The 17,553-nt window shown below is 72.0% G+C and carries 21 protein-coding genes and 1 tRNA gene; 13 read left to right on the top strand and 9 right to left on the bottom strand.

Annotated features, from left to right (window positions below; translation table 11 throughout):
- Positions 1 to 26: 26 nt before the first annotated feature.
- Entirely contained in the window at positions 27 to 242 is a 216-nt protein-coding gene (locus ID574_RS48525) for a helix-turn-helix domain-containing protein (RefSeq protein WP_223167847.1), read from the top strand.
- A 3-nt stretch (positions 243 to 245) separates the two neighbouring features.
- Positions 246 to 776 carry a Clp protease N-terminal domain-containing protein gene (locus tag ID574_RS48520; protein WP_188195848.1) on the top strand — a complete coding sequence of 177 codons (531 nt, stop codon included), beginning with the start codon at positions 246 to 248 and terminating at the stop codon, positions 774 to 776.
- Here the strand turns inward: ID574_RS48520 and ID574_RS48515 are convergent.
- Complete coding sequence (locus tag ID574_RS48515) at positions 773 to 1,675, bottom strand: RNA polymerase sigma-70 factor (RefSeq protein ID WP_188195847.1); 903 nt, start codon at positions 1,673 to 1,675, stop codon at positions 773 to 775. The genes ID574_RS48520 and ID574_RS48515 overlap by 4 nt on opposite strands.
- Before the next feature lie 75 nt (positions 1,676 to 1,750).
- Here ID574_RS48515 and ID574_RS48510 point away from each other — a divergent pair.
- From ID574_RS48510 to ID574_RS48465, 10 genes are all read left to right on the top strand, one after another.
- Positions 1,751 to 1,823, top strand: a tRNA-Ala gene (locus ID574_RS48510).
- A gap of 95 nt (positions 1,824 to 1,918) precedes the next feature.
- Entirely contained in the window at positions 1,919 to 2,419 is a 501-nt protein-coding gene (locus tag ID574_RS48505) for a MarR family winged helix-turn-helix transcriptional regulator (RefSeq protein WP_188195846.1), read from the top strand.
- Positions 2,420 to 2,617: 198 nt separating this feature from the next.
- A complete protein-coding gene (locus ID574_RS48500) occupies positions 2,618 to 3,895 on the top strand; it encodes an FAD-dependent oxidoreductase (protein WP_223167846.1) in 1,278 nt (425 codons plus the stop codon).
- 96 nt (positions 3,896 to 3,991) lie between these two features.
- Positions 3,992 to 5,374 carry an MFS transporter gene (locus ID574_RS48495; RefSeq protein WP_188195845.1) on the top strand — a complete coding sequence of 461 codons (1,383 nt, stop codon included), beginning with the start codon at positions 3,992 to 3,994 and terminating at the stop codon, positions 5,372 to 5,374.
- Entirely contained in the window at positions 5,374 to 6,192 is an 819-nt protein-coding gene (locus ID574_RS48490; RefSeq protein WP_188195910.1) for an FAD binding domain-containing protein, read from the top strand. Before ID574_RS48495 ends, ID574_RS48490 begins: the two co-directional genes overlap by 1 nt.
- The gene (locus ID574_RS48485; RefSeq protein ID WP_188195844.1) at positions 6,189 to 8,528 is read left to right on the top strand and encodes a xanthine dehydrogenase family protein molybdopterin-binding subunit; all 2,340 of its coding nucleotides are present in this window, start codon (positions 6,189 to 6,191) and stop codon (positions 8,526 to 8,528) included. Before ID574_RS48490 ends, ID574_RS48485 begins: the two co-directional genes overlap by 4 nt.
- The gene (locus ID574_RS48480) at positions 8,525 to 9,022 is read left to right on the top strand and encodes a (2Fe-2S)-binding protein (protein WP_188195843.1); all 498 of its coding nucleotides are present in this window, start codon (positions 8,525 to 8,527) and stop codon (positions 9,020 to 9,022) included. Before ID574_RS48485 ends, ID574_RS48480 begins: the two co-directional genes overlap by 4 nt.
- Entirely contained in the window at positions 9,019 to 9,657 is a 639-nt protein-coding gene (locus ID574_RS48475; RefSeq protein WP_188195842.1) for an SRPBCC family protein, read from the top strand. Before ID574_RS48480 ends, ID574_RS48475 begins: the two co-directional genes overlap by 4 nt.
- Positions 9,650 to 10,312: an isochorismatase family protein gene (locus tag ID574_RS48470; RefSeq protein ID WP_188195841.1), complete on the top strand. Its 663-nt coding sequence runs from the start codon at positions 9,650 to 9,652 to the stop codon at positions 10,310 to 10,312. The genes ID574_RS48475 and ID574_RS48470 overlap by 8 nt, the downstream gene beginning before the upstream one ends.
- Entirely contained in the window at positions 10,305 to 11,144 is an 840-nt protein-coding gene (locus tag ID574_RS48465; protein WP_188195840.1) for an alpha/beta fold hydrolase, read from the top strand. Before ID574_RS48470 ends, ID574_RS48465 begins: the two co-directional genes overlap by 8 nt.
- Before the next feature lie 39 nt (positions 11,145 to 11,183).
- Here the strand turns inward: ID574_RS48465 and ID574_RS48460 are convergent, their stop codons facing one another.
- The 8 genes from ID574_RS48460 to pdxR form a co-directional block, all read right to left on the bottom strand.
- Positions 11,184 to 11,936, bottom strand: a complete 753-nt coding sequence (locus ID574_RS48460) for a maleate cis-trans isomerase family protein (protein WP_188195839.1) — start codon at positions 11,934 to 11,936, stop codon at positions 11,184 to 11,186.
- 17 nt (positions 11,937 to 11,953) lie between these two features.
- The gene (locus tag ID574_RS48455; RefSeq protein ID WP_188195838.1) at positions 11,954 to 12,985 is read right to left on the bottom strand and encodes a 2,5-dihydroxypyridine 5,6-dioxygenase NicX family protein; all 1,032 of its coding nucleotides are present in this window, start codon (positions 12,983 to 12,985) and stop codon (positions 11,954 to 11,956) included.
- A 130-nt stretch (positions 12,986 to 13,115) separates the two neighbouring features.
- On the bottom strand, positions 13,116 to 13,577 hold the full coding sequence (locus ID574_RS48450; protein WP_223167845.1) for a P-loop nucleotide/nucleoside kinase family protein: 462 nt from the start codon (positions 13,575 to 13,577) through the stop codon (positions 13,116 to 13,118).
- A gap of 21 nt (positions 13,578 to 13,598) precedes the next feature.
- Entirely contained in the window at positions 13,599 to 14,120 is a 522-nt protein-coding gene (locus ID574_RS48445) for a nucleoside-triphosphatase (protein ID WP_188195836.1), read from the bottom strand.
- 12 nt (positions 14,121 to 14,132) lie between these two features.
- Positions 14,133 to 14,528 (bottom strand): VOC family protein, encoded by a 396-nt coding sequence (locus tag ID574_RS48440; RefSeq protein ID WP_188195835.1) that lies wholly within the window; start codon positions 14,526 to 14,528, stop codon positions 14,133 to 14,135.
- A gap of 107 nt (positions 14,529 to 14,635) precedes the next feature.
- Positions 14,636 to 14,824, bottom strand: a complete 189-nt coding sequence (locus ID574_RS48435) for a DUF4236 domain-containing protein (protein ID WP_188195834.1) — start codon at positions 14,822 to 14,824, stop codon at positions 14,636 to 14,638.
- 63 nt (positions 14,825 to 14,887) lie between these two features.
- Positions 14,888 to 15,091 (bottom strand): DUF4236 domain-containing protein, encoded by a 204-nt coding sequence (locus ID574_RS48430; RefSeq protein ID WP_188195833.1) that lies wholly within the window; start codon positions 15,089 to 15,091, stop codon positions 14,888 to 14,890.
- A gap of 20 nt (positions 15,092 to 15,111) precedes the next feature.
- A complete protein-coding gene (gene pdxR, locus ID574_RS48425; RefSeq protein ID WP_188195832.1) occupies positions 15,112 to 16,629 on the bottom strand; it encodes a MocR-like pyridoxine biosynthesis transcription factor PdxR in 1,518 nt (505 codons plus the stop codon).
- Between the two features lie 77 nt (positions 16,630 to 16,706).
- Between pdxR and ID574_RS48420 the strand changes: the two genes are divergently transcribed.
- Complete coding sequence (locus ID574_RS48420) at positions 16,707 to 17,459, top strand: metallophosphoesterase (RefSeq protein WP_188195831.1); 753 nt, start codon at positions 16,707 to 16,709, stop codon at positions 17,457 to 17,459.
- Positions 17,460 to 17,553: the final 94 nt, after the last annotated feature.

Here is a 17,553-nt window from a genome sequence, read left to right as displayed (position 1 = left end):
CCCGCGTGTCAGCATATGCTGACACCATGGAAGTCACCGAACTGGCCGCGGCGGCCGCCGATCGCGACCCCGGGGTGGGCCTGGCGGCCGTGGCCGCGCTCAGGGCCCTCCTGGAGGAGGTGGAGGCGACGCACGTGTCCAACGCCCGGGCTCAGGGGTGGTCGTGGGAGCAGATCGCCGACGCGCTGGGGGTTCGGCGGCAGACCGCCCATCGCAAGCATGCTCGCAGGACAAGGGGGTAACGCGTGTTCGCCAGGTTCACCGAAGGCGCCCGCCGGGCCGTGGTCAGGGCGGGGATCCTCGCGCTCGACGCCGGGCGGCCGGCGCTGGACGCCGATCTGATGCTGCTGGCGCTGGCCGAGGTCCGGCCGTTCACACTCTCCACCTTCACCGCCTCCGCACGGGACGTTAGGGAACGGGTGGACGCCGGCGACGCGCGGGCGCTGCTCGCCACGCTGGGCATCGACCTCGACGAGGTGCACCGCCGCACCAGGGCCGGCGCCGACGAGCCCGGGGCCTGGCGCCTGCACCGCTCCCGGCTGCGGCCGCTGCGAGTCACGCTGTACGGGCCGCTGGGGCAGATCCCGCTGGCCATGCACGCCAGGAAGGTGATCGAGGTGGCCCTGTGGCGCCCCGGGCCGGTCACCGGCGAGCACCTGCTGTGGGGCCTGTTGGCCGACCACGCCAACGGCGCCGGCGGGATCCTCGCCGACGCCGGCGTGGACCTGCCCCGGCTGGTGCGGGAGGTCGGCATGCCGGTCCGCCGCACCGCCTAGGAGGCCGGCGCGGCGGGGCGCAGGTGGGCGATCTTCTCCGGGTTGGCGACCAGGTAGATCGTATCGATCTTGCCGTCCGAGACCACCAGCGAGATCACCGTGATCACCTTGCCGCCCGCCGAGATGACGATCGCCGGGGCGTTGTTCAGCTCGGCCATCCCCAAGGACACCTCCATGGTCTCGACCATGCCGATCGAGGCCATGAAGCGGGCGATGTTCGCCGGGGTGTTGAGCGACTGCAGGTAGCGGCCGACGTGGTCCGCACCGGTGATCTCCCGCAGCGCCGCCCTGGCCTTGCCGCCGCCGTCGGCGACCATCGTGACGTCGCCGGACAGCAGCTCGATCAGCTCGTCGAGGTCGCCGTTCGCGGAGGCTCTGAAGAACCGGTCGGTCATCCGCCTCCGCTCGTCCCGGTCCACGTCGAAGCGCGGCCGCCTCTCCTGAACGTGCTCGCGCGCCCGCCGCGCCAGCTGCCTGGTGGCCGGCTCGCTCCGCCCGATGATCTCGGAGATCTCCGCGTACGGCAGGTCGAACGCCTCCCGCAGCACGAACACGGCCCGCTCCAGCGGCGACAGCGTCTCCAGCACCACGAGCAGCGCCATCTCCACCGAGTCGGCCAGCTCGGCGTGCTCGGCCACGTCGGGCTCGGTGCTGATCGGCTCGGGCAGCCACGGCCCGACGTACGCCTCCCGCCGCGACTTCGCCCACCGCAGCCGGTCGATGGCCAGCCGCGAGGTCACCCTGATCAGATAGGCCTTGGGGTCGTCGACCGTCGCCTCGTCCACGTTCGACCAGCGCAGCCACGCCTCCTGCACGACGTCCTCCGCGTCGGAGACGCTGCCCAGAATGCGGTACGCGACCCCGGTCAACAGGCTCCGGTGGTCTTCAAAGGTCGACATGAAACCTTAGACGTAGCACAGGTCCTTCGGCGTGACACGGGCGCTTCGGGATTCCGATACACTTGTTGATCGCAAGGGGCTATAGCGCAGTTGGTAGCGCGCCTCCATGGCATGGAGGAGGTCTGGGGTTCGAATCCCCATAGCTCCACTCATTTCGCAGCCCCGTGGCCTGCGTCAGTGCTGTTTCCAGCCGAGCCCTGGGCGTAGGGAGAGTGCTCAGCGGGTTCGTGGTTAGGTAGAGGCATGGCGCGTGAGGCGGGTAAGACGGCGGCGACGAAGGCGTCCCGCGGCGAGGCGATCGTCACCCCTGCCTCGCTCCTCGCCGCCCCCGGCTACGTCGCCCGCCGGCTCTACCAGTCCTACGTCGCCCTGTGGACACGCCACGTCGACCCCGTCCTGACCGGCCCGCAGTTCGCCGTGCTCACCGCCGTCGACAACTATCCCGGCGTGGACCAGGGGTCGCTGGCCTCGTCGGTGGCGCTCGACCGCTCCACGATGGCTGACATCGTGCGCCGGCTGGAGGACAACGGGCTGATCGTCCGGCACACCGCCATGCACGACGGCCGGCGCAAGCTGCTGCATCTGACCGAGGAGGGGGCGCGGCGCCTCCAAGAGGTCAACCGGCGCGCCAGGGAGCTCGACGAGCAGCTGCTCAAGGGCTACTCGCAGGCCGAACGCGAGCGGGTGCTGCGCGAGATCACCGCGCTCGCGGCCCAGTGGGAGGCGCTCCTCGGCGAGGAGTGACGTCGTCCACCGGCACCGGCGCCCGGTCCTCCTCTCCTGTTGCGCTGACGTTACATCCCGGCTCACCCCTTGCGCTCACTGGATCGTCCGTGTTCGGATTAGTTTGCCGGTTGTAGCCCCGGACCTGCTGCGATAGCGGGATGGCGGTGATTCGCGTGCCCGGAGAACGACACCACAATCCGATGGGATGGAGGAGCGTTGGCGGCGAGCCAGGTGAGTCAGTCGTACCACGTCACGATCGTCGGGGGTGGCCTCGGCGGGCTGACCGCCGCGCTGTCGCTGCGGCAGCGCGGCCTGCGGGTCACGGTTCTGGAGCAGGCCCCCGAGATGGGAGAGGTCGGCGCGGGCATCCAGACCGCGCCGAACGCCAGCCGCATCCTGCTCGGGCTCGGGCTGCGCGCCGCCCTGGAGGAGATCCGCACCGAGCCCCTGGACCAGGTGCGCCGCCGCTGGCAGGACGGCAGCGTGATCGGCCTGACGCCGCTGGGCGAGTTCTGCAAGCGCGAGTACAACGCCCCCTACTGGCACTATCACCGCGCTGACCTGCACAAGGTGCTGCTGGACGCGTGCGTGGCCGAGGATCGGCCCGGCCCGGTGGTGGACGTGCGCACCGGATGCCAGGTCATGGCCGTGGACCGGAGCGACCCCTCCCGGCCCGCCGCGGTCACCGCCGCGGGCGACCGGTACGAGACCGACGTGCTGATCGGCGCCGACGGCATCCGCTCCCGGGTGCGCGAGGCGCTCGGCCTGCCCGGCAACCTGCTCTTCTCCGGTGAGATGGCCTACCGCGTGCTCATCCCCGGAGACAAGATCGCCGCGGACCCGGCGACGCGCTGGCTGGTCGACCGTTTCCAGAGCACCATCTGGTACGGCCCGGACCGGCATCTGGTCCACTACCTGATCCGCGGCGGGGAATGGCTCAACGTCGTCGCGATCGTGCCCTGCACGCCCGAGGTGGAAGAGCGGTGGACCGCCCCCGCCACGGTGGACGAGCTGATCGACGCCTTCCCCGGGTGGGACGACCGGGTCGCCGCGATGCTCTCCAAGGCCGACGGCGACATCTCCGCGTGGGCCATGTACCACCGCCGCCGCGACCCGGTGTGGGTGGACGGCCACGTGGCCCTGCTCGGCGACGCCTGCCACGCCATGCTGCCGTACCAGGCGCAGGGCGCCTCGCAGGCGATGGAGGACGCGGCCGTGCTCGCGGAGGAGCTCGGCGCCGTCCCCGCCGAGGGCGTCCGCGCCGCCCTCATGCGGTACGTGGCACGCCGGGCCAAACACGCCGGGATGGTGCAGGACGCCGCCTGGCGCAACATGTCCTTCTATCACCTGCACGACGGGCCCGAGCAGCGGGCCCGCGACGAGAAACTCAAGCGGTTCGACGGCGAGTCCGACGTCTCCTACCGGTGGCTGTGGCGCGGCACCCCGCTGAACGACCCCGACGAAGAATCCTTCTCCTACCAGTTCCACAGCTGACCGGCTCGGGCATCGACCGGTCCGGCCACCCTCGGGGACGCGCCCCCCTCTACCGCGCTCCCGTCTCCCCAACCCCTCACATCTGGGTGGAAGACCATGAAAACAGGAGACCAGATCGTCCAGGACCTGCCATGGAAGTGGCGCGTCCAAGGCAAGATCTTCATCATCGGCGGCCTCGGCTACATGTTCGACGCCTGGGACGTCGCGCTCAACGGGTTCCTGACGCCCCTGCTGGGTGCCGAGTTCGGGCTATCGGTCGGCGAGAGGGGGCTGGTGGCCACCGCCAACCTCATCGGCATGGCGGTCGGCGCCGTCATGTGGGGCACGATCGCCGACCGTGTGGGCCGCAAGCGGGCCTTCAGCCTGACGCTGCTCATCTTCGCGCTCTTCTCCGTGGTCGGCGCCCTGGCTCCCAACTACGGCGTCTTCCTGGCGTTCCGTTTCCTGGCCGGGGTCGGCCTGGGCGGCTGCATCCCCGTCGACTACGCGCTGGTGGGGGAGTTCTCGCCGAGCCGGTTGCGCGGCAAGATCCTGGCCGCCATGGACGTGTGGTGGCCGGTCGGCGCGACGCTGGCCGGCGTGGTGGCCGTTGCGCTGCAGCCGGTGCAGGGCAACTGGCGCTGGATGCTCGCCGTGATGATCCTGCCCGCGCTGCTGCTCTTCTGGGTGCGGCGCGGCATTCCCGAATCGCCTCTCTACCTGGCCAAGGCCGGGCGTGAGCAGGAAGCGCGCGCGGTCATCGACGATCTCGTCGCCAGGACCGGCGCCCCCGCGCAGCCGTACGTCATCGAGGCGCCGGCGGTGGCGGCGGCCGGCTCCGGGAAGATCCGGGCGGCGCTCGACCAGCTCCGCGGCGTCTGGAGGTTCAGCCCGCGGGTGACCTCCGCCGCGTGGCTGCTCTTCATCACCGTGATGACGACGTACTACGTGGCCATCAGCTGGATGCCGACGATCCTCTTGGCCGGCGGCTACAGCGAGTACGCCGCGTTCGCCAGGGCCACGCTGATGACCGCGGTGGGCATCGCCGGTGTGCTCGTCTCCGCCTGGTTGATCGAGGCGGCAGGACGGAAGTGGGTCATCGGGGTCTCGGCGCCGGCGGCCGCGGCGGCTCTGGTGGGCTTCGCGGTGTTCCTCGACATCAGGTCCGCGGCGCTGGTGTGGCTCGGGATCTTCGGCTTCGTCATCCAGATCACCATCCCGGTGCTGTACGCCTACGTCGCCGAGCTGTACCCCACCCCCATTCGGGCCAGCGGGTTCGGCTGGGCCTCGTCCGCGAGCCGGGTGGCCTCCGGCTTCATCCCGCTCATCTTCGGCAGCCTGCTCTGGCCCGCGCTGGGCCTGACCATGACGTTCGTCGTGCTCGGCGCCGTGGTGCTGGCGGTGGTGGGGTGGATGGTCTTGGCCGCTCCGGAGACCAAGGGACGGAAGCTGGACCACATAACCGACCCCGCAGGCGACGCGGTCCCCATGGGAGCGTGATGAAGCCCGCGCCGTTCACCTACCACCGCGCCCGGGACGTCGCCGGGGCGATCGCCCTGCTCGCCGAGCTGGGCGAGGACGCCAAGTACCTCGCCGGCGGCCAGAGCCTGGTCGCGATGATGAACTTCCGTCTCGCCCGGCCCGCGCACCTGGTCGACCTCGGTGGCCTGCGCGGGGAGCTGGCCTACGTCCGCGAGGACGACGGCGTGCTGCGCCTCGGCGCGCTCACCACCCACCACCAGGTGGAGAGCGCGCCGCTCGGCCCGGACTTCGCCGTGCTCCGCGAGGCGATGAGCTGGATCGGGCACCTGCCCATCCGCACGCGCGGCACGGTCGGCGGCAGCCTCGCGCACGGCGAGGCCACCGCCGAGTGGTGCCTGCTCGCCGTCCTGCTGGGCGCCGAGGTCGTCGTGCAGGGTGTGGGCGGGCGCCGGACGGTCCCGGCCGAGGAGCTGTTCCTCGGCTTCTTCACCACCGCGTTGGAGCCCGAGGAGATGATCGTCGAGGTCGTCTTCCCGCGCCCAGCGCCGCACGCCGCGCTGACCGAGTTCGCCCAGCGGCGCGGCGACTTCGCCACCGTGGCCGCCGCCGTCGACCTGGACGCGGGACGCGTCGTGCTGGGCGGCGTGGCCCCCGTGCCGCTGCGGGTCCCGGAGGCGGAGGCGGTGCTCGCGCGCGGCGGCACGTTCGCCGAATGCGCCGAGGCCGCCGCGGCGGCCATCGACCCGCCCGCCGACGGCGACGGCGGCGCCGGCTACCGCAGGGCCCTCACCCGGACCCTGCTCGTCCAGGCATGTGAGGAGGCGATGCGGCGATGACCTGGGTCGGAAGGTCGGCCGCCCGGCGGGAGGACCCGCGGCTGCTGACGGGGAACGGGACGTTCGTCGACGACATCCACCTTCCCCGCATGCTGCATGCGCAGTTCGTCCGCAGCACGATCGCGAACGGGACCGTGACCGGCGTCGACCTGTCCGGGACGCTGGCCGTGCCCGGGGTCGTCGCCGCGTTCACCGCGGCGGACCTGGAGATGGGCGACATCACCGCCGTACTCGAACGGCCGCCGTCGGAGTTCGTGCCGACCGCGATGCCCGTCCTCGCCCGGGACCGGGTCCGCTTCGTCGGCGAGCCGATCGCCATCGTGCTCGCCGAGGACCCGTACTCCGTGGAGGACGGCGTCGAGGCGGCCCAGGTGACGTACGAGGCGCACCCGCCGGTGCTCGGCGAGGAGGCGGCGCTGGCTCCCGGCGCGCCGCTCGTCCACGCCGCGGCGGCCGCGAATACCTTGGTGGACGTGTCGATGTTCGCCACCGAGGGCATCGACGACATCTTCGCCGCCGCCCACCGCGTGGTGCGCGTGCGGTCCAGGACGGGCAGGCAGAACGCGCTGCCGCTGGAGACCAGGGGCGCCGTCGCGACGTGGGACGCGCGCGAGGAGCAGCTCCTCGTGCGGACCTGCACGCAGGTCCCGCACCAGGTCCGGACGGTGGTGGCCGGGTGCCTCGGCCTCGGCGAGCGAGCCGTCCGGGTGGTGGTGCCCGACATGGGCGGCGGTTTCGGGCTGAAATGCGTGGTCGGCCGCGAGGAGATCGCCGCGGCGGCCGCCGCCCTGCGCCTGCGCCGCCCGGTGAAGTGGATCGAGGACCGCCGGGACGCGCTCACCGCCTCGTTCCTGGCCCGCGAGCAGCGCTACGACGTGTGCGCCGCGTTCGACGAGGACGGCCGGATCCTCGCGCTGGACGCCGACGTGGTGTGCGACATGGGCGCCTACTCCTGCTACCCGTTCACCGCCGGGATCGAGCCGCTCATGGCGTCGGCGGAGCTGCCTGGCGTCTACCGCGTTCCCGCCTACCGCGTGCGCGGCCGGGCCATCACCACCAACAAGGCGCCGTCGGCGCCGTACCGGGGCGTCAGCAGGCCGCAGATCGTCATGGTCATGGAGCGGGTCTTCGAGCGAGCCGCCCGCGAGCTGGATCTGGACCCGGTGGAGATCCGGCGGCGCAACCTGATCACCGAGTTCCCCTACACCGGGATCAACGACGTCACCTACGACCCCGGCTCCTACCTGGAGGCGCTGAACCTCTGCGAGCGGATGCTCAGGGACGAGGGCTGGTACGAGCGCAAGGAGCAGGCCGCGGCCGAGGGCCGCTTCCTCGGGATCGGCTACTCCTGCTTCAACGAGCGCACCGGCTACGGCTCCGGCGCGTTCGCCAAGCGCAAGATGGCCGTGGTGCCGGGCTTCGACCTCGCCCAGATCACGATGGACCTGACCGGCGGCGTCACCGTGACCACCGGGACGATGAGCCACGGGCAGAGCCACGAGACCACCCTGGCCCAGATCGCCGCCGGCCGGCTCGGCCTGGACCTCGCCCAGATCAAGATCCATCAGGGCGACACCGACCGGATCACGTACGGGTTCGGGACGTTCGCCAGCCGCTCGGCCACCATCGGCGGCAGCGCGGTCGCGCGGGCGGCCACCAAGCTCGCGGACCGGCTCCTGCACCTGGGCGCCCACCTGCTGGAGACCACGCCCGACGACGTCGAGCTGCACGACGGGCACGTACGCAGGCGCGACGGGGGCGGGCGCGCCCTGGCCTACCGCGAGCTGGCCGAGGTCGCCTACCTGAAGGCCAACCTGCTCCCCAAGGACGCCGAACCCGGCCTCACCGCGACCGCCTCCTTCGACGTGCACGGCGACGGGACCTTCTCCAACGCCGCCCACGGCGCGGTCGTGGAGCTGCACCCCGGCACGGGCCGGGTGGAGTTCCTGCGGTACGTCTGCGTGGAGGACTGCGGGGTCGCCATCAACCCGCAGGTCGTCGAGGGGCAGTGCCGCGGCGGGATCGCGCAGGGCATCGCCGGGGCGCTGTTCGAGGAGGTCACCTACGACGAGCAGGGCGAGCCGCTGTGCGCGAGCTTCATCGACTACAAGGTGCCCACCGCGAACGAGATCCCCGACATCGAGATCCACCACCTCGAGACCCCGTGCGCCTTCACCGAGAGCGGGGCGAAGGGCGCCGGGGAGGGCGGCACGATCGGCGCCCCCGCGGCGGTGCTCAACGCCGTGAACGACGCCCTGCGCCCCACGGGCGTCGAGCTCGAGGACACCCCCATCCGGCCCGAGACGGTGCAGCGCGCGATCGGAGCGTACGCATGACGGAGAAACTGCTGATCAGCCTGACGGTGAACGGCGAGCAGCACGACGATCTGGTGGTGGAGTCCCGGCACACGCTGGTGGACGTGCTCAGGCATCGCCTCGGCCTCACCGGCACCCACGTCGGGTGCGAGCACGGCATCTGCGGCGCCTGCACGATCCTGCTCGACGGCGCTCCGGCCCGTGCGTGCCTGATCTTCGCGGCCCAGGCCGAGGGACAGGACATCCGAACGGTGGAGTCGCTGGCCGACGGCGGCGAGCTGAACGACCTGCAGCGGGCTTTCTCCGCCCATCACGGTCTGCAGTGCGGCTTCTGCACGCCCGGCTTCCTGATGCTCGCCGAGGGCTTCCTCGCCGAGCGCCCCGAGGCGACGCGAGAGGAGATCCGCGAGGTCGTCTCCGCCAACCTCTGCCGGTGCACCGGTTACCAGACCATCGTCGACGCGATCGAGGACTGCGCCCGGACCAGGCGCGGCGAAGTGGGGGAACCCCGATGATCCTGACCAACGAGATCACCGTGAACGCCTCGCCCGACGAGGTGTTCGCACTGATCAACGACATGGAACGGGTCGTGACCTGCCTGCCGGGCGCCGCGCTCGACGGCCGCGACGGCGATTCCTTCAGAGGCGGCGTCAAGGTCAAGGTCGGCCCCGTCACCGCCGCGTACGCCGGGACAGTGCGCCTCCTGGAGGTCGATCCGGACCGGCGCCACCTGCGGCTGCAGGGCCGGGGCGCCGACACCCGCGGCGGCGGCGACGCCGAGGCCGAGGTGGCGCTCACGGTGGAGGAGGCCGCGGGCGGTGCGGTGCTGCGGGTGCGGACCGACCTGCTGATCCGGGGGAAGATCGTCCAGTTCGGCAAGAGCGCGATCGTGGCCGTCTCCGACCAGTTGCTGCGCCGCTTCGCCGAGAACCTCGCGGCGCTCATCGAGGCCGACCGCACAGGCGTCCGGAAACCGGCCGCCGCGGTGGTGCCGGCGCAGGAGCCGGCCGGGCTCTCGGCGCTCGTTCCTCCGGGCGTGAGCAGGTACGTGCCGATCGCGGCCGCTTTCGCGCTCGGCCTCTTCCACGGCTGGCTGCTCGGCAAGGTGCGGGCCCAGGCCAAACTGATCAAGGAGCTGCGCCGTGACTGACGGGTTGTACGGCAGGGGCACCGACGACACCTACGCGCAGGCCGGGTTCGGCGCTCGGGTGCGCCGGGGCGAGCGTCCCGCGATCGTGGTCGTCGACCTCACCAATGGCTTCACCGATCCCGCCTACCCCACGGGAGCCGACCTGTCCGAGGTGGTCTCCGCCACCGCGACGCTCATCGGGCACGGTCGCGCGGCCCGCGTGCCGGTCGTCTTCACCACGATCGCCTACACGCCGGCCGAGGCCGACGGCGACGCGATCACCTGGCTGCACAAGGCGCCCGGCATGCGCGCGATGCGCGAGGGGAGCCGCGCGGTGGAGATCGACGGGCGGCTCCCGCGCCGCGCCGAGGACATCCTGGTGGTGAAGAAGGGCGCCTCCGCCTTCTTCGGCACCAACCTCGCCGCCATCCTGACCGGGCTGCGCCGCGACACCGTCCTGATCTGCGGCGCGACCACCAGCGGCTGCGTACGGGCCACCGTGGTGGACGCGGTCCAGCACGGGTTCTCGGTGCTGGTGCCGCGCCAGTGCGTCGGCGACCGCGCGCCGGGCCCGCACGAGGCCGCCCTCTTCGACATCCAGGCCAAGTACGGCGACGTCATCGACCTCGCGGAGGCCGCCGGCCACCTCGCCCAAGGAGCCCCCATCGATGTCTGAACGCGTTCTGTCCCAGCGGGCCCTGGCGGATCTGGCCGCCGTGCCCGCGCGAAGCCGGTGGGTGACCTCGGGCCAGATCCGGCTGCACGCCCTCGACTACGGCGGCGACGGCGTGCCGCTGATCGTCCTGCCGGGGATCACCAGCCCCGCCATCGCCATGGACTTCGTCGCCCGCGAGCTGACCGGCCCGGTCCGTCCGGTCGTCCTGGACGTGCGGGGCCGCGGGCTCTCCGACGACGGGCCCTCGTACACGCTGGACGACTACGCCGCCGACACCGAGGCGGTGATCACGCAGCTCGGACTCGACGGCGCGGTGCTGCTGGGCCACTCGATGGGGGCGCGCATCGCGGGCCTGACGGCCGCGAAAGGCAGGGTCGCATTGCGCGGGACGGTGCTGGTGGACCCGCCGATGAGCGGTCCAGGGCGCGGACCCTATCCGACCACGCTGGCCGCGTTCCAGGACCAGCTCCGTCAGGCCCGGCGCGGCACCGACGCCGACGAGGTCGCCCGGTCCTGGCCCCGGTGGCCGCGGCGCGAGCAGGAGCTGAGGGCGCGGTGGCTGGCCAGCTGCGGCGACGAGGCCGTCGCCGCCACCCATCGGGGGTTCGAGAGCGAGGACTTCTTCGACTTCTGGCCGTCGGTGCCCGCGCCCACCGTCCTGGTGTACGGCGCGGACAGCCCCGTGGTCACCGCCGAGGGCGCGCGGGAGGCGGCCCGGGCGAACGTCGCCGCTCGCCTGGTGAAGGTTCCGGACGCGGGACACATGGTCTTCTGGGACAACCCGCAGGTGGCCCTGGAGGCCGTTCGCGACGTTCTGCGGGACATGGTCTGAAGCGATGAGAAAGGGCCGGACCGGCCCTTTCTCATCGCTTCAGTACTTGCCGCTGAGCAGGCTTCCCGCGTCCGGGACCGTGGTGGCGAGGCCCAGCTCGGACAGCACGCGGTGGGCGGTCGCCGTGGCGGCCGACAGCACCGGCAGCCCGGCCTCGTCCTCGATGGTCTGGACGACCGGCAACGACGGCATCTGCACGCAGGCCGAGACCACCAGCGCGTCGGCACGGCTCAGGTCGAGCCTGCGCCAGTGTTCTCGCAGGTCCTGCGGGTCGAGGCGGCCGACGGCCAGGTTGTCGGCCACCTCCAGGCTCAGCGCGTCCACGACCTCGACGCCCGCGTCCTCGAGGTACTCCGCCACTTTCCGGGTCAGCGGCTTCATGTAGGGCGTGATGACGGCGACCCGTGCGGCGCCGAGCGCGGCGAGCCCCGCCAGGAGCGCACCCGCGCTGGAGACCACCGGCGCCGGTGAGCCCTCCTCCCGCAGGACGTCGCGGATCGAGTCCTCGGCGGTGCAGTGGTAGCCCGGCCCCTGAGCCATGATCGCCACCAGGCAGGCGGTGGCGACCACGTCGGGACGGGCGTCCGCGAGCTCGCGTGCGGCGCGCTCGGCCTGCGCGTTCATGGCGCGGAGTTCCTCGGGCGTCACGTGTCGCATCCGCGCCCGGCTGCTGTGGAACACGAACCGGTCGCCGGGGTCGAGCTCCTCGCGGGCGCGCAGCATCCGCGGCAGCTCGGTCTCCATGGTCAGGTTGGAGCTCGGCACGATGAGCCCGATGTGGTGGTCGGTCACGAATCCTCCCGGCCGAGTCAGTGCCGGCCGGCCGGGCGCATCTCCGGCACCACGACGTCGCCGTCCACCACCACGGGTTCGTCGTCGAGGAAGAGGCTGCAGCCGCGCATGGGGATGTCGAAGTGGCAGGGCGTGTCGTTCGGCCCGCCGAGTTCGTTGTTGGGGCCGATGGAGAACATGACGTTGCCGTAGAACGAGCGGAGCTCCATGCCCATCCCGCCGGGGAACTGCATCAGGCCGTGCCAGTGGGCCCGCTCGTCGAGCCCCCATCCGACGTGGGACATCCCGTAGCCGCGGGGGTCGTCGAACGACTTGATGTAGGACGACAGCAGCTCCGCGTCGAGACCGCCGCGGATGTCGGTGATGAATCCCCGCTCGATGGTGAACGTGACGGGGGCCTGCACGTAGGTGTTGAAGGGGAGCAGCACGTCGCCGGGGGACAACACGATGGTGCCGTCCACGCCGTCGTCGGCCCCGCCGGTGAAGACGAACGCGGCGGGCCAGTGGTCCCAGCGTCCGGGCTGGTCGGTGTAGCCGTACTCGCTCATCGTCGGATACACCCCGAGGCGGTAGGTGACGTCGGTCCCGGCCGGGCTGGTGATGCGCATCGAACTCGCCTTGCTCAGCAGTTCGGCCCCCACCTCGACGCGTTCCCGCAGCTCGGGGGTGGGCATGAGGCGGGCGAGCAGTGGTGCGGGCTCGACGGCGGTGAGGATCCGGGTGCCCGCGTCCTGGATGGCGAACTGCTCCTTGCTGAACAGCAGGAACTTCAGGTCGACGAGCATGTCGGCCTGCTTGAGCGCCTCTACCGCCTGGGGGTTGGCGGCGAGCCCGGACTCGCCGACCGCCCACGCGCCCGACGAGCCGGCAGGTGCGGGAAGCCGCAGGTGGTAGGCGGCGGCGCCGAGGCGTCTGGCCGCGTACAGGAACGCGTCGGCGTAGTCGAGGCGTTCGGCGCCCTCTGACAGGATCGCCACCGTCTCGCCCTCGTGCACGCCGCTCAGCGTCAGCTGGCGCAGGCAGATCTCGTTCAGCATGTTCTGGTCCATCGGCCCTCCCATGGTCCCGCGCGTTTAGTCCGGACACGGACGATTGTGCCGAATTAATCCGAACACGGACTAGTCTGCGGGCGCAAGGGGCGAAACGTACTTGTCACAAGCGACCTGACCAGCCGAACGGTCAGCAGGAGTCCAGCGCCTCGTCGTATCGGGCCAGCTCCTCGGGCGTCGGCGGCTCGAAGAGCGTCGCCCAATGGTCGAGCATGTCCCTGGCGATCGGCACCGTGCCCCAGCCGCTGCGGCGTTCCAGCCGGCGATGCAGCTCGTCCAGCGGGACCACGAGATAGCGCAGCTCGACGGCCGCGCCCAGGGTGCGCGCGCCGAGGCGCAGTTCCTCGCGCTCCGCCCGCGACCAGAAGCCGTACTCCAGGATCACGGTCTGACCCAGTCGCAGCAGGTCCTGCGCGTGCCGCCACAGCAGGCGCTCCAGCCGGTCGCGGGCCTGCGCGTCGTGGAAGTCGATGCCGAGGCCGGCCAGCCATTCGTCCGGGCACAGCCGGACCGCCGGGAGCTCGGCGGCGAGCCGCTTGGCCAGGGTGGTCTTCCCGGAGCCCGGCAGCCCGCACAAGAGGATCAGCCGCACATGGCCCCCCACGGTAAGCCTCTAGGCCGTCAGCAGCCGGCCGAGCGTGCGGGGCAGCTCGTCGCGGTTGTGCGGGGTGACCGTGATCAGCTCCGCCTCGATGCGGGACTTCAGCGCCGGCTGGCTGCGCTGATGGACGGTGGCCACGACGGGGACGTCGGCGGCGAAGAGCGCCACGCACCGCGGCAGGAACGCCGGCGACAGCAGCTCCATCGGCCCGATCTCGTCGATGAGCGCGACCGCGCCCTTCGTGGCCAGCGCCCGGTCGATGGCGGGCAGCGCGATGCGTTCGAACGCGGGCACGTTGACGCCGTATTTCCCGACCCGCGGCCCCGACACCCATGAGGCGTGGGCCATGACCGCCTTCGCGCCGCCGAACTCCTCGATCATGAAGCCCACGCGCCGGCCCTGCTCGCGTACCTCGTCGCTGAGGAAGCCGCGCACCGGCACGTCCGCCGCCCGCAGCAGCTCGGCGAGGCGGCGGATCACCGTGGTCTTGCCGGTGCGGGGAGGGGCGGTGAGCATGATGTGCGGGCGCGACACGGGTCAAGGATGTCAGACCCGCCGGTTCGCGGTCAGCACCTCCAGGTAGTGCGGGTTGCGCATGATGCCCAGGATGTTGCCGAACGGGTCCACCACGGAGGCGGTGACGAAGCCCTTGCCCTCGCCCCGCTCGGTGATGGGCTGGTATTCCTCGGCCCCCAGGCTGAGCAGCCGGTCGAACGTGGCCTGCAGGTCGTCCACGTGCCAGTACATGATCGAGCCCGCCGGCCGGCCCGTCGCGCCCTCGGGGGCGTAGCGGCTGTTGATCAGGCCGAGCTCGTGCTGGTAGTCGCCGATGCGGAACTCGGCGTAGGCGTCCGGGATCTCGTAGTACGGCTCGACGCCGAGCACGTCGGCGTACCAGCGCTTGGCCGCCTCGAAGTCGCTCGCGCGGTGAGGTGATGACAAGGATTCTTCCTGTGAAAGTGCTCATCAAATGAGCACTTTCAGCGGTGGAGGGCGAAAAAGGGGACGGGCCGGAGGTCTTCACCTCCGGCCCGTCCTATGGAGAGCGGTCAACGGCGACCGCTGAGGGTCCTGCGCCAGTGCAAGCCGCCGGGCAGGTTGACCGAGAGCGTACGGCGGCCGTCCGCCGTCCGCGTCACCCGGAACAACCGGTTGCCCCAGCTGTGCCCCACGCCGCCGCGGGACAGGTTCAGCCGGAACGGCCCGAGCTTGATCGACTTTCGGTAGCTCCAGCCCATCGCATTCCTCCTATGAGATCGCGAGAGCTCTCAGCTACCCCGACAAAGCGCGATATATCGGATTTAGTAATGCCTGTAGTACTTGCGCTTTCCAAACGATTTACCCACGTGGAACCCGCCGGGCAGACGCACTGACACGTGCCGGCGGCCGTCGGGAGTGGTCGTGACGTGGAAGCGCCGGTTGCCGAAACTGTGGCCGATTCCGCGTCGCGACAGGTTGATCCGGAACGGTCCCACTTTGATCGACTTGCTGTAGTGCCAGCCCATGTCCCTCCTTCGGAATGCGCTCACAAGGAAGAACGGCCGGCGCCTCCGCGAAGTTCCGCGAGCGTCTCGGCCAGGGCGTCGAGCGCGTACGGGTAGGCGCGTTCCGACGGGGCGGCGTACCCCACGAGCAGGCCCGCCGAGACCGGGGGATCGTGCCAGAGCGGTGAGGCCCCGCGCAGGGCGATGCCCCGGCGCTCGCCCGCGGCCACCACCTCGGCCTCCGCGGGGCCGCCCTCCGGGAGCAGGAGCAGCGCGCGCAGCCCGGCGGCCACGCCCGCCAGGGTGACGCCGGGCAGCGGCCGGCCGGGACCGAGGAGCCGAGCGCGCAGGAGGTCGCGGCGGCGGCGATAGCGCAGGCGGGCCGCGCGGATGTGCCGGTCGTAGTCGTGGGTCTCGAGCATCCTCGCCAGCACTAGCTGGCCGGGCACCTCGGTGTGGGCGTCGGCGTGGAGCTTCGCCTCCGTCACGGGGCCGATCAAGGTCGGAGGCACGGCCATCCAGGCCAGGCGCAGCGCCGGGGCGAGGGACTCGGAGGCGGTGCCGACGTACACGACGTGCTCGGGGGCGGTGCCCTGGAGCGCGCCGACCGGCTGGCGGTCGTAGCGGAACTCGCCGTCGTAGTCGTCCTCCACCACCAGCCGCCCGCTCCCGGCTGCCCACTCGCGCAGGGCCCGGCGGCGTCGGGGATGCAGGGGGATGCCGGTCGGGTACTGGTGGGCGGGCGTGACCACGGCGGCCGCGACCTCACGGGTCAGCGTCTCGGCCCGGGCACCCAGCCCGTCCACGGGCAGCGGCACGACCTCCCGTCCGGCGCGGCGGGCCACGTCGCGGTAGAAGTCGTGGCCGGGATCCTCCATGGCGACCGGCCCGCCGGGGAGCACGGCGGCCAGCAGGTTGAGCGCCTGGACGAAGCCCGTCGTCACCACGATCAGATCCGGGGTGGTGATCACGCCGCGCGTCCTGCCCAGATAGCCGGCCAGCGCCGTCCGCAGCTCGATCCGGCCGCGCGGGTCGCAGGGCCCGAGGACGTGGGAGGGCGCGGTCGCGAACACGTGCCGGGTCGCCCGCAGCCAGGCCCGCACGGGGAACGCCGACACGTCCGGCAGCCCCGGCCGCAGGTCGTGCACAGGCACCGCCTCCGGCGGCGACGTCGGTCGATCGGGCGGGGCGGAAGCAGACGAGTGCGGGGACGGGCGCGCCACGCCGGCCGTCCCGGGCGAGGAGGGCAGGGAGGGGCGCGCCATGCCGGCCACCCCGGGCGGGGCGGGCGGGGTCACGTCCGCCACTTCCGTCGCCGCGCCGGGGCGGGTGGTCAGGTAGCCCTCCTCGACCAGCTGGTCGTAGGCGGCGCTCACCGTGCCACGCGCCATCCTCAGCTCGGCGGCCAGCGCCCGCGTCGACGGCAGCCGCGTGCCGCGCGGCAGCCGTCCGTCCCTGACGGCCTCCCGCAGGGCGTCCTCCAGCCCGCGCCGCCGCCCGCCCGTGGCGGAGATCTCCAGATGGAGATCGACCCCAGAACTGGCCCAACCTTTCCGCACGAAACCGGACCTTACCGGTGGTCCGGTCGTGCGGCATACCTTAGGTGAGCTCGCCTGAGAGGGAAGGACCCCCACCCATGATCGTGATCGCCCATTTGAGCGACATCCACATCGGCGCCACACCCGAGAGCGTGGACCGCGCCGCCGCCGTGATGCGCTACCTCGACGCGCTGCCGGGCGACCTGGACGCGGTGCTCGTCACGGGCGACATCGCCGACCACGGGGTCGCGGAGGAGTACGAGGAGGCGCGCAAGCTGCTCACCTCACGCCACCCCGTCCTGGTCGGCCCCGGCAACCACGACGTACGCGAGGAGTTCCGCCGGGTGCTGCTGGGCGACCCCGGCCCCGGCGCCGGGCCGGTCAACCAGGTGTATCGCAGCGCCAAGGCGGTCTACGCGATGTGCGACTCGTCCATCCCGCCGCGCCAGGCCCCGGGGCACCTGGACGACGAGACGATCGCCTGGCTCGAGGGCGTGCTGGAGGAGAAGGAGCTGCCGGTGTTCGTGGCGTTCCACCATCCGCCGGTGACCCTGCACAGCCCGATCGTGGACGCGATCCGCCTGCACCGGCCCGAGCGCCTGGAGGAGGTGATCGGACGGCACCCGAACGTGGCCGCGGTCCTGGTGGGCCACGCCCACACGGCCGCCGCCACGACCTTCGCCGGCCGCCCGCTGCTGGCGGCGCCGGGGGTCGTCTCGACGCTGAAGCTGCCGTGGGAGGAGGGCGGCACGTCGCCGGACCACTGCGCCGACTACGACCTGCCGCCGTCGATCGCCTTCCACGTCCTCGACGACGGCCGCGTGACGACGCACTACCGGGTGATCCAGTAGGGGGTCGTCCGGCCGGGAAGCGGGGCGGGATGCTCTCCCGGCCGGACGACGGAGGGTGGGCGGCGCCGGTCGACGTGGGCGGCGCCGCCCTGGG

This window comes from Nonomuraea sp. SYSU D8015 (genome assembly GCF_008065375.1).
Taxonomy (GTDB): Bacteria; Actinomycetota; Actinomycetes; order Streptosporangiales; family Streptosporangiaceae; genus Nonomuraea.
Note: the sequence above shows the minus strand (reverse complement) of the source record. Positions and strands in the feature narration are given on the sequence as shown.

Coding starts and splice junctions, on each gene's coding strand:
- ID574_RS48525 (WP_223167847.1), top strand. CDS start 27: ATGGAAGTCACCGAACTGGCCGCGGCGGCCGCCGATCGCGACCCCGGG.
- ID574_RS48515 (WP_188195847.1), bottom strand. CDS start 1,675: ATGTCGACCTTTGAAGACCACCGGAGCCTGTTGACCGGGGTCGCGTAC.
- ID574_RS48505 (WP_188195846.1), top strand. CDS start 1,919: ATGGCGCGTGAGGCGGGTAAGACGGCGGCGACGAAGGCGTCCCGCGGC.
- ID574_RS48495 (WP_188195845.1), top strand. CDS start 3,992: ATGAAAACAGGAGACCAGATCGTCCAGGACCTGCCATGGAAGTGGCGC.
- ID574_RS48490 (WP_188195910.1), top strand. CDS start 5,374: ATGAAGCCCGCGCCGTTCACCTACCACCGCGCCCGGGACGTCGCCGGG.
- ID574_RS48485 (WP_188195844.1), top strand. CDS start 6,189: ATGACCTGGGTCGGAAGGTCGGCCGCCCGGCGGGAGGACCCGCGGCTG.
- ID574_RS48480 (WP_188195843.1), top strand. CDS start 8,525: ATGACGGAGAAACTGCTGATCAGCCTGACGGTGAACGGCGAGCAGCAC.
- ID574_RS48475 (WP_188195842.1), top strand. CDS start 9,019: ATGATCCTGACCAACGAGATCACCGTGAACGCCTCGCCCGACGAGGTG.
- ID574_RS48465 (WP_188195840.1), top strand. CDS start 10,305: ATGTCTGAACGCGTTCTGTCCCAGCGGGCCCTGGCGGATCTGGCCGCC.
- ID574_RS48455 (WP_188195838.1), bottom strand. CDS start 12,985: ATGGACCAGAACATGCTGAACGAGATCTGCCTGCGCCAGCTGACGCTG.
- ID574_RS48435 (WP_188195834.1), bottom strand. CDS start 14,824: ATGGGCTGGAGCTACCGAAAGTCGATCAAGCTCGGGCCGTTCCGGCTG.
- ID574_RS48430 (WP_188195833.1), bottom strand. CDS start 15,091: ATGGGCTGGCACTACAGCAAGTCGATCAAAGTGGGACCGTTCCGGATC.
- ID574_RS48420 (WP_188195831.1), top strand. CDS start 16,707: ATGATCGTGATCGCCCATTTGAGCGACATCCACATCGGCGCCACACCC.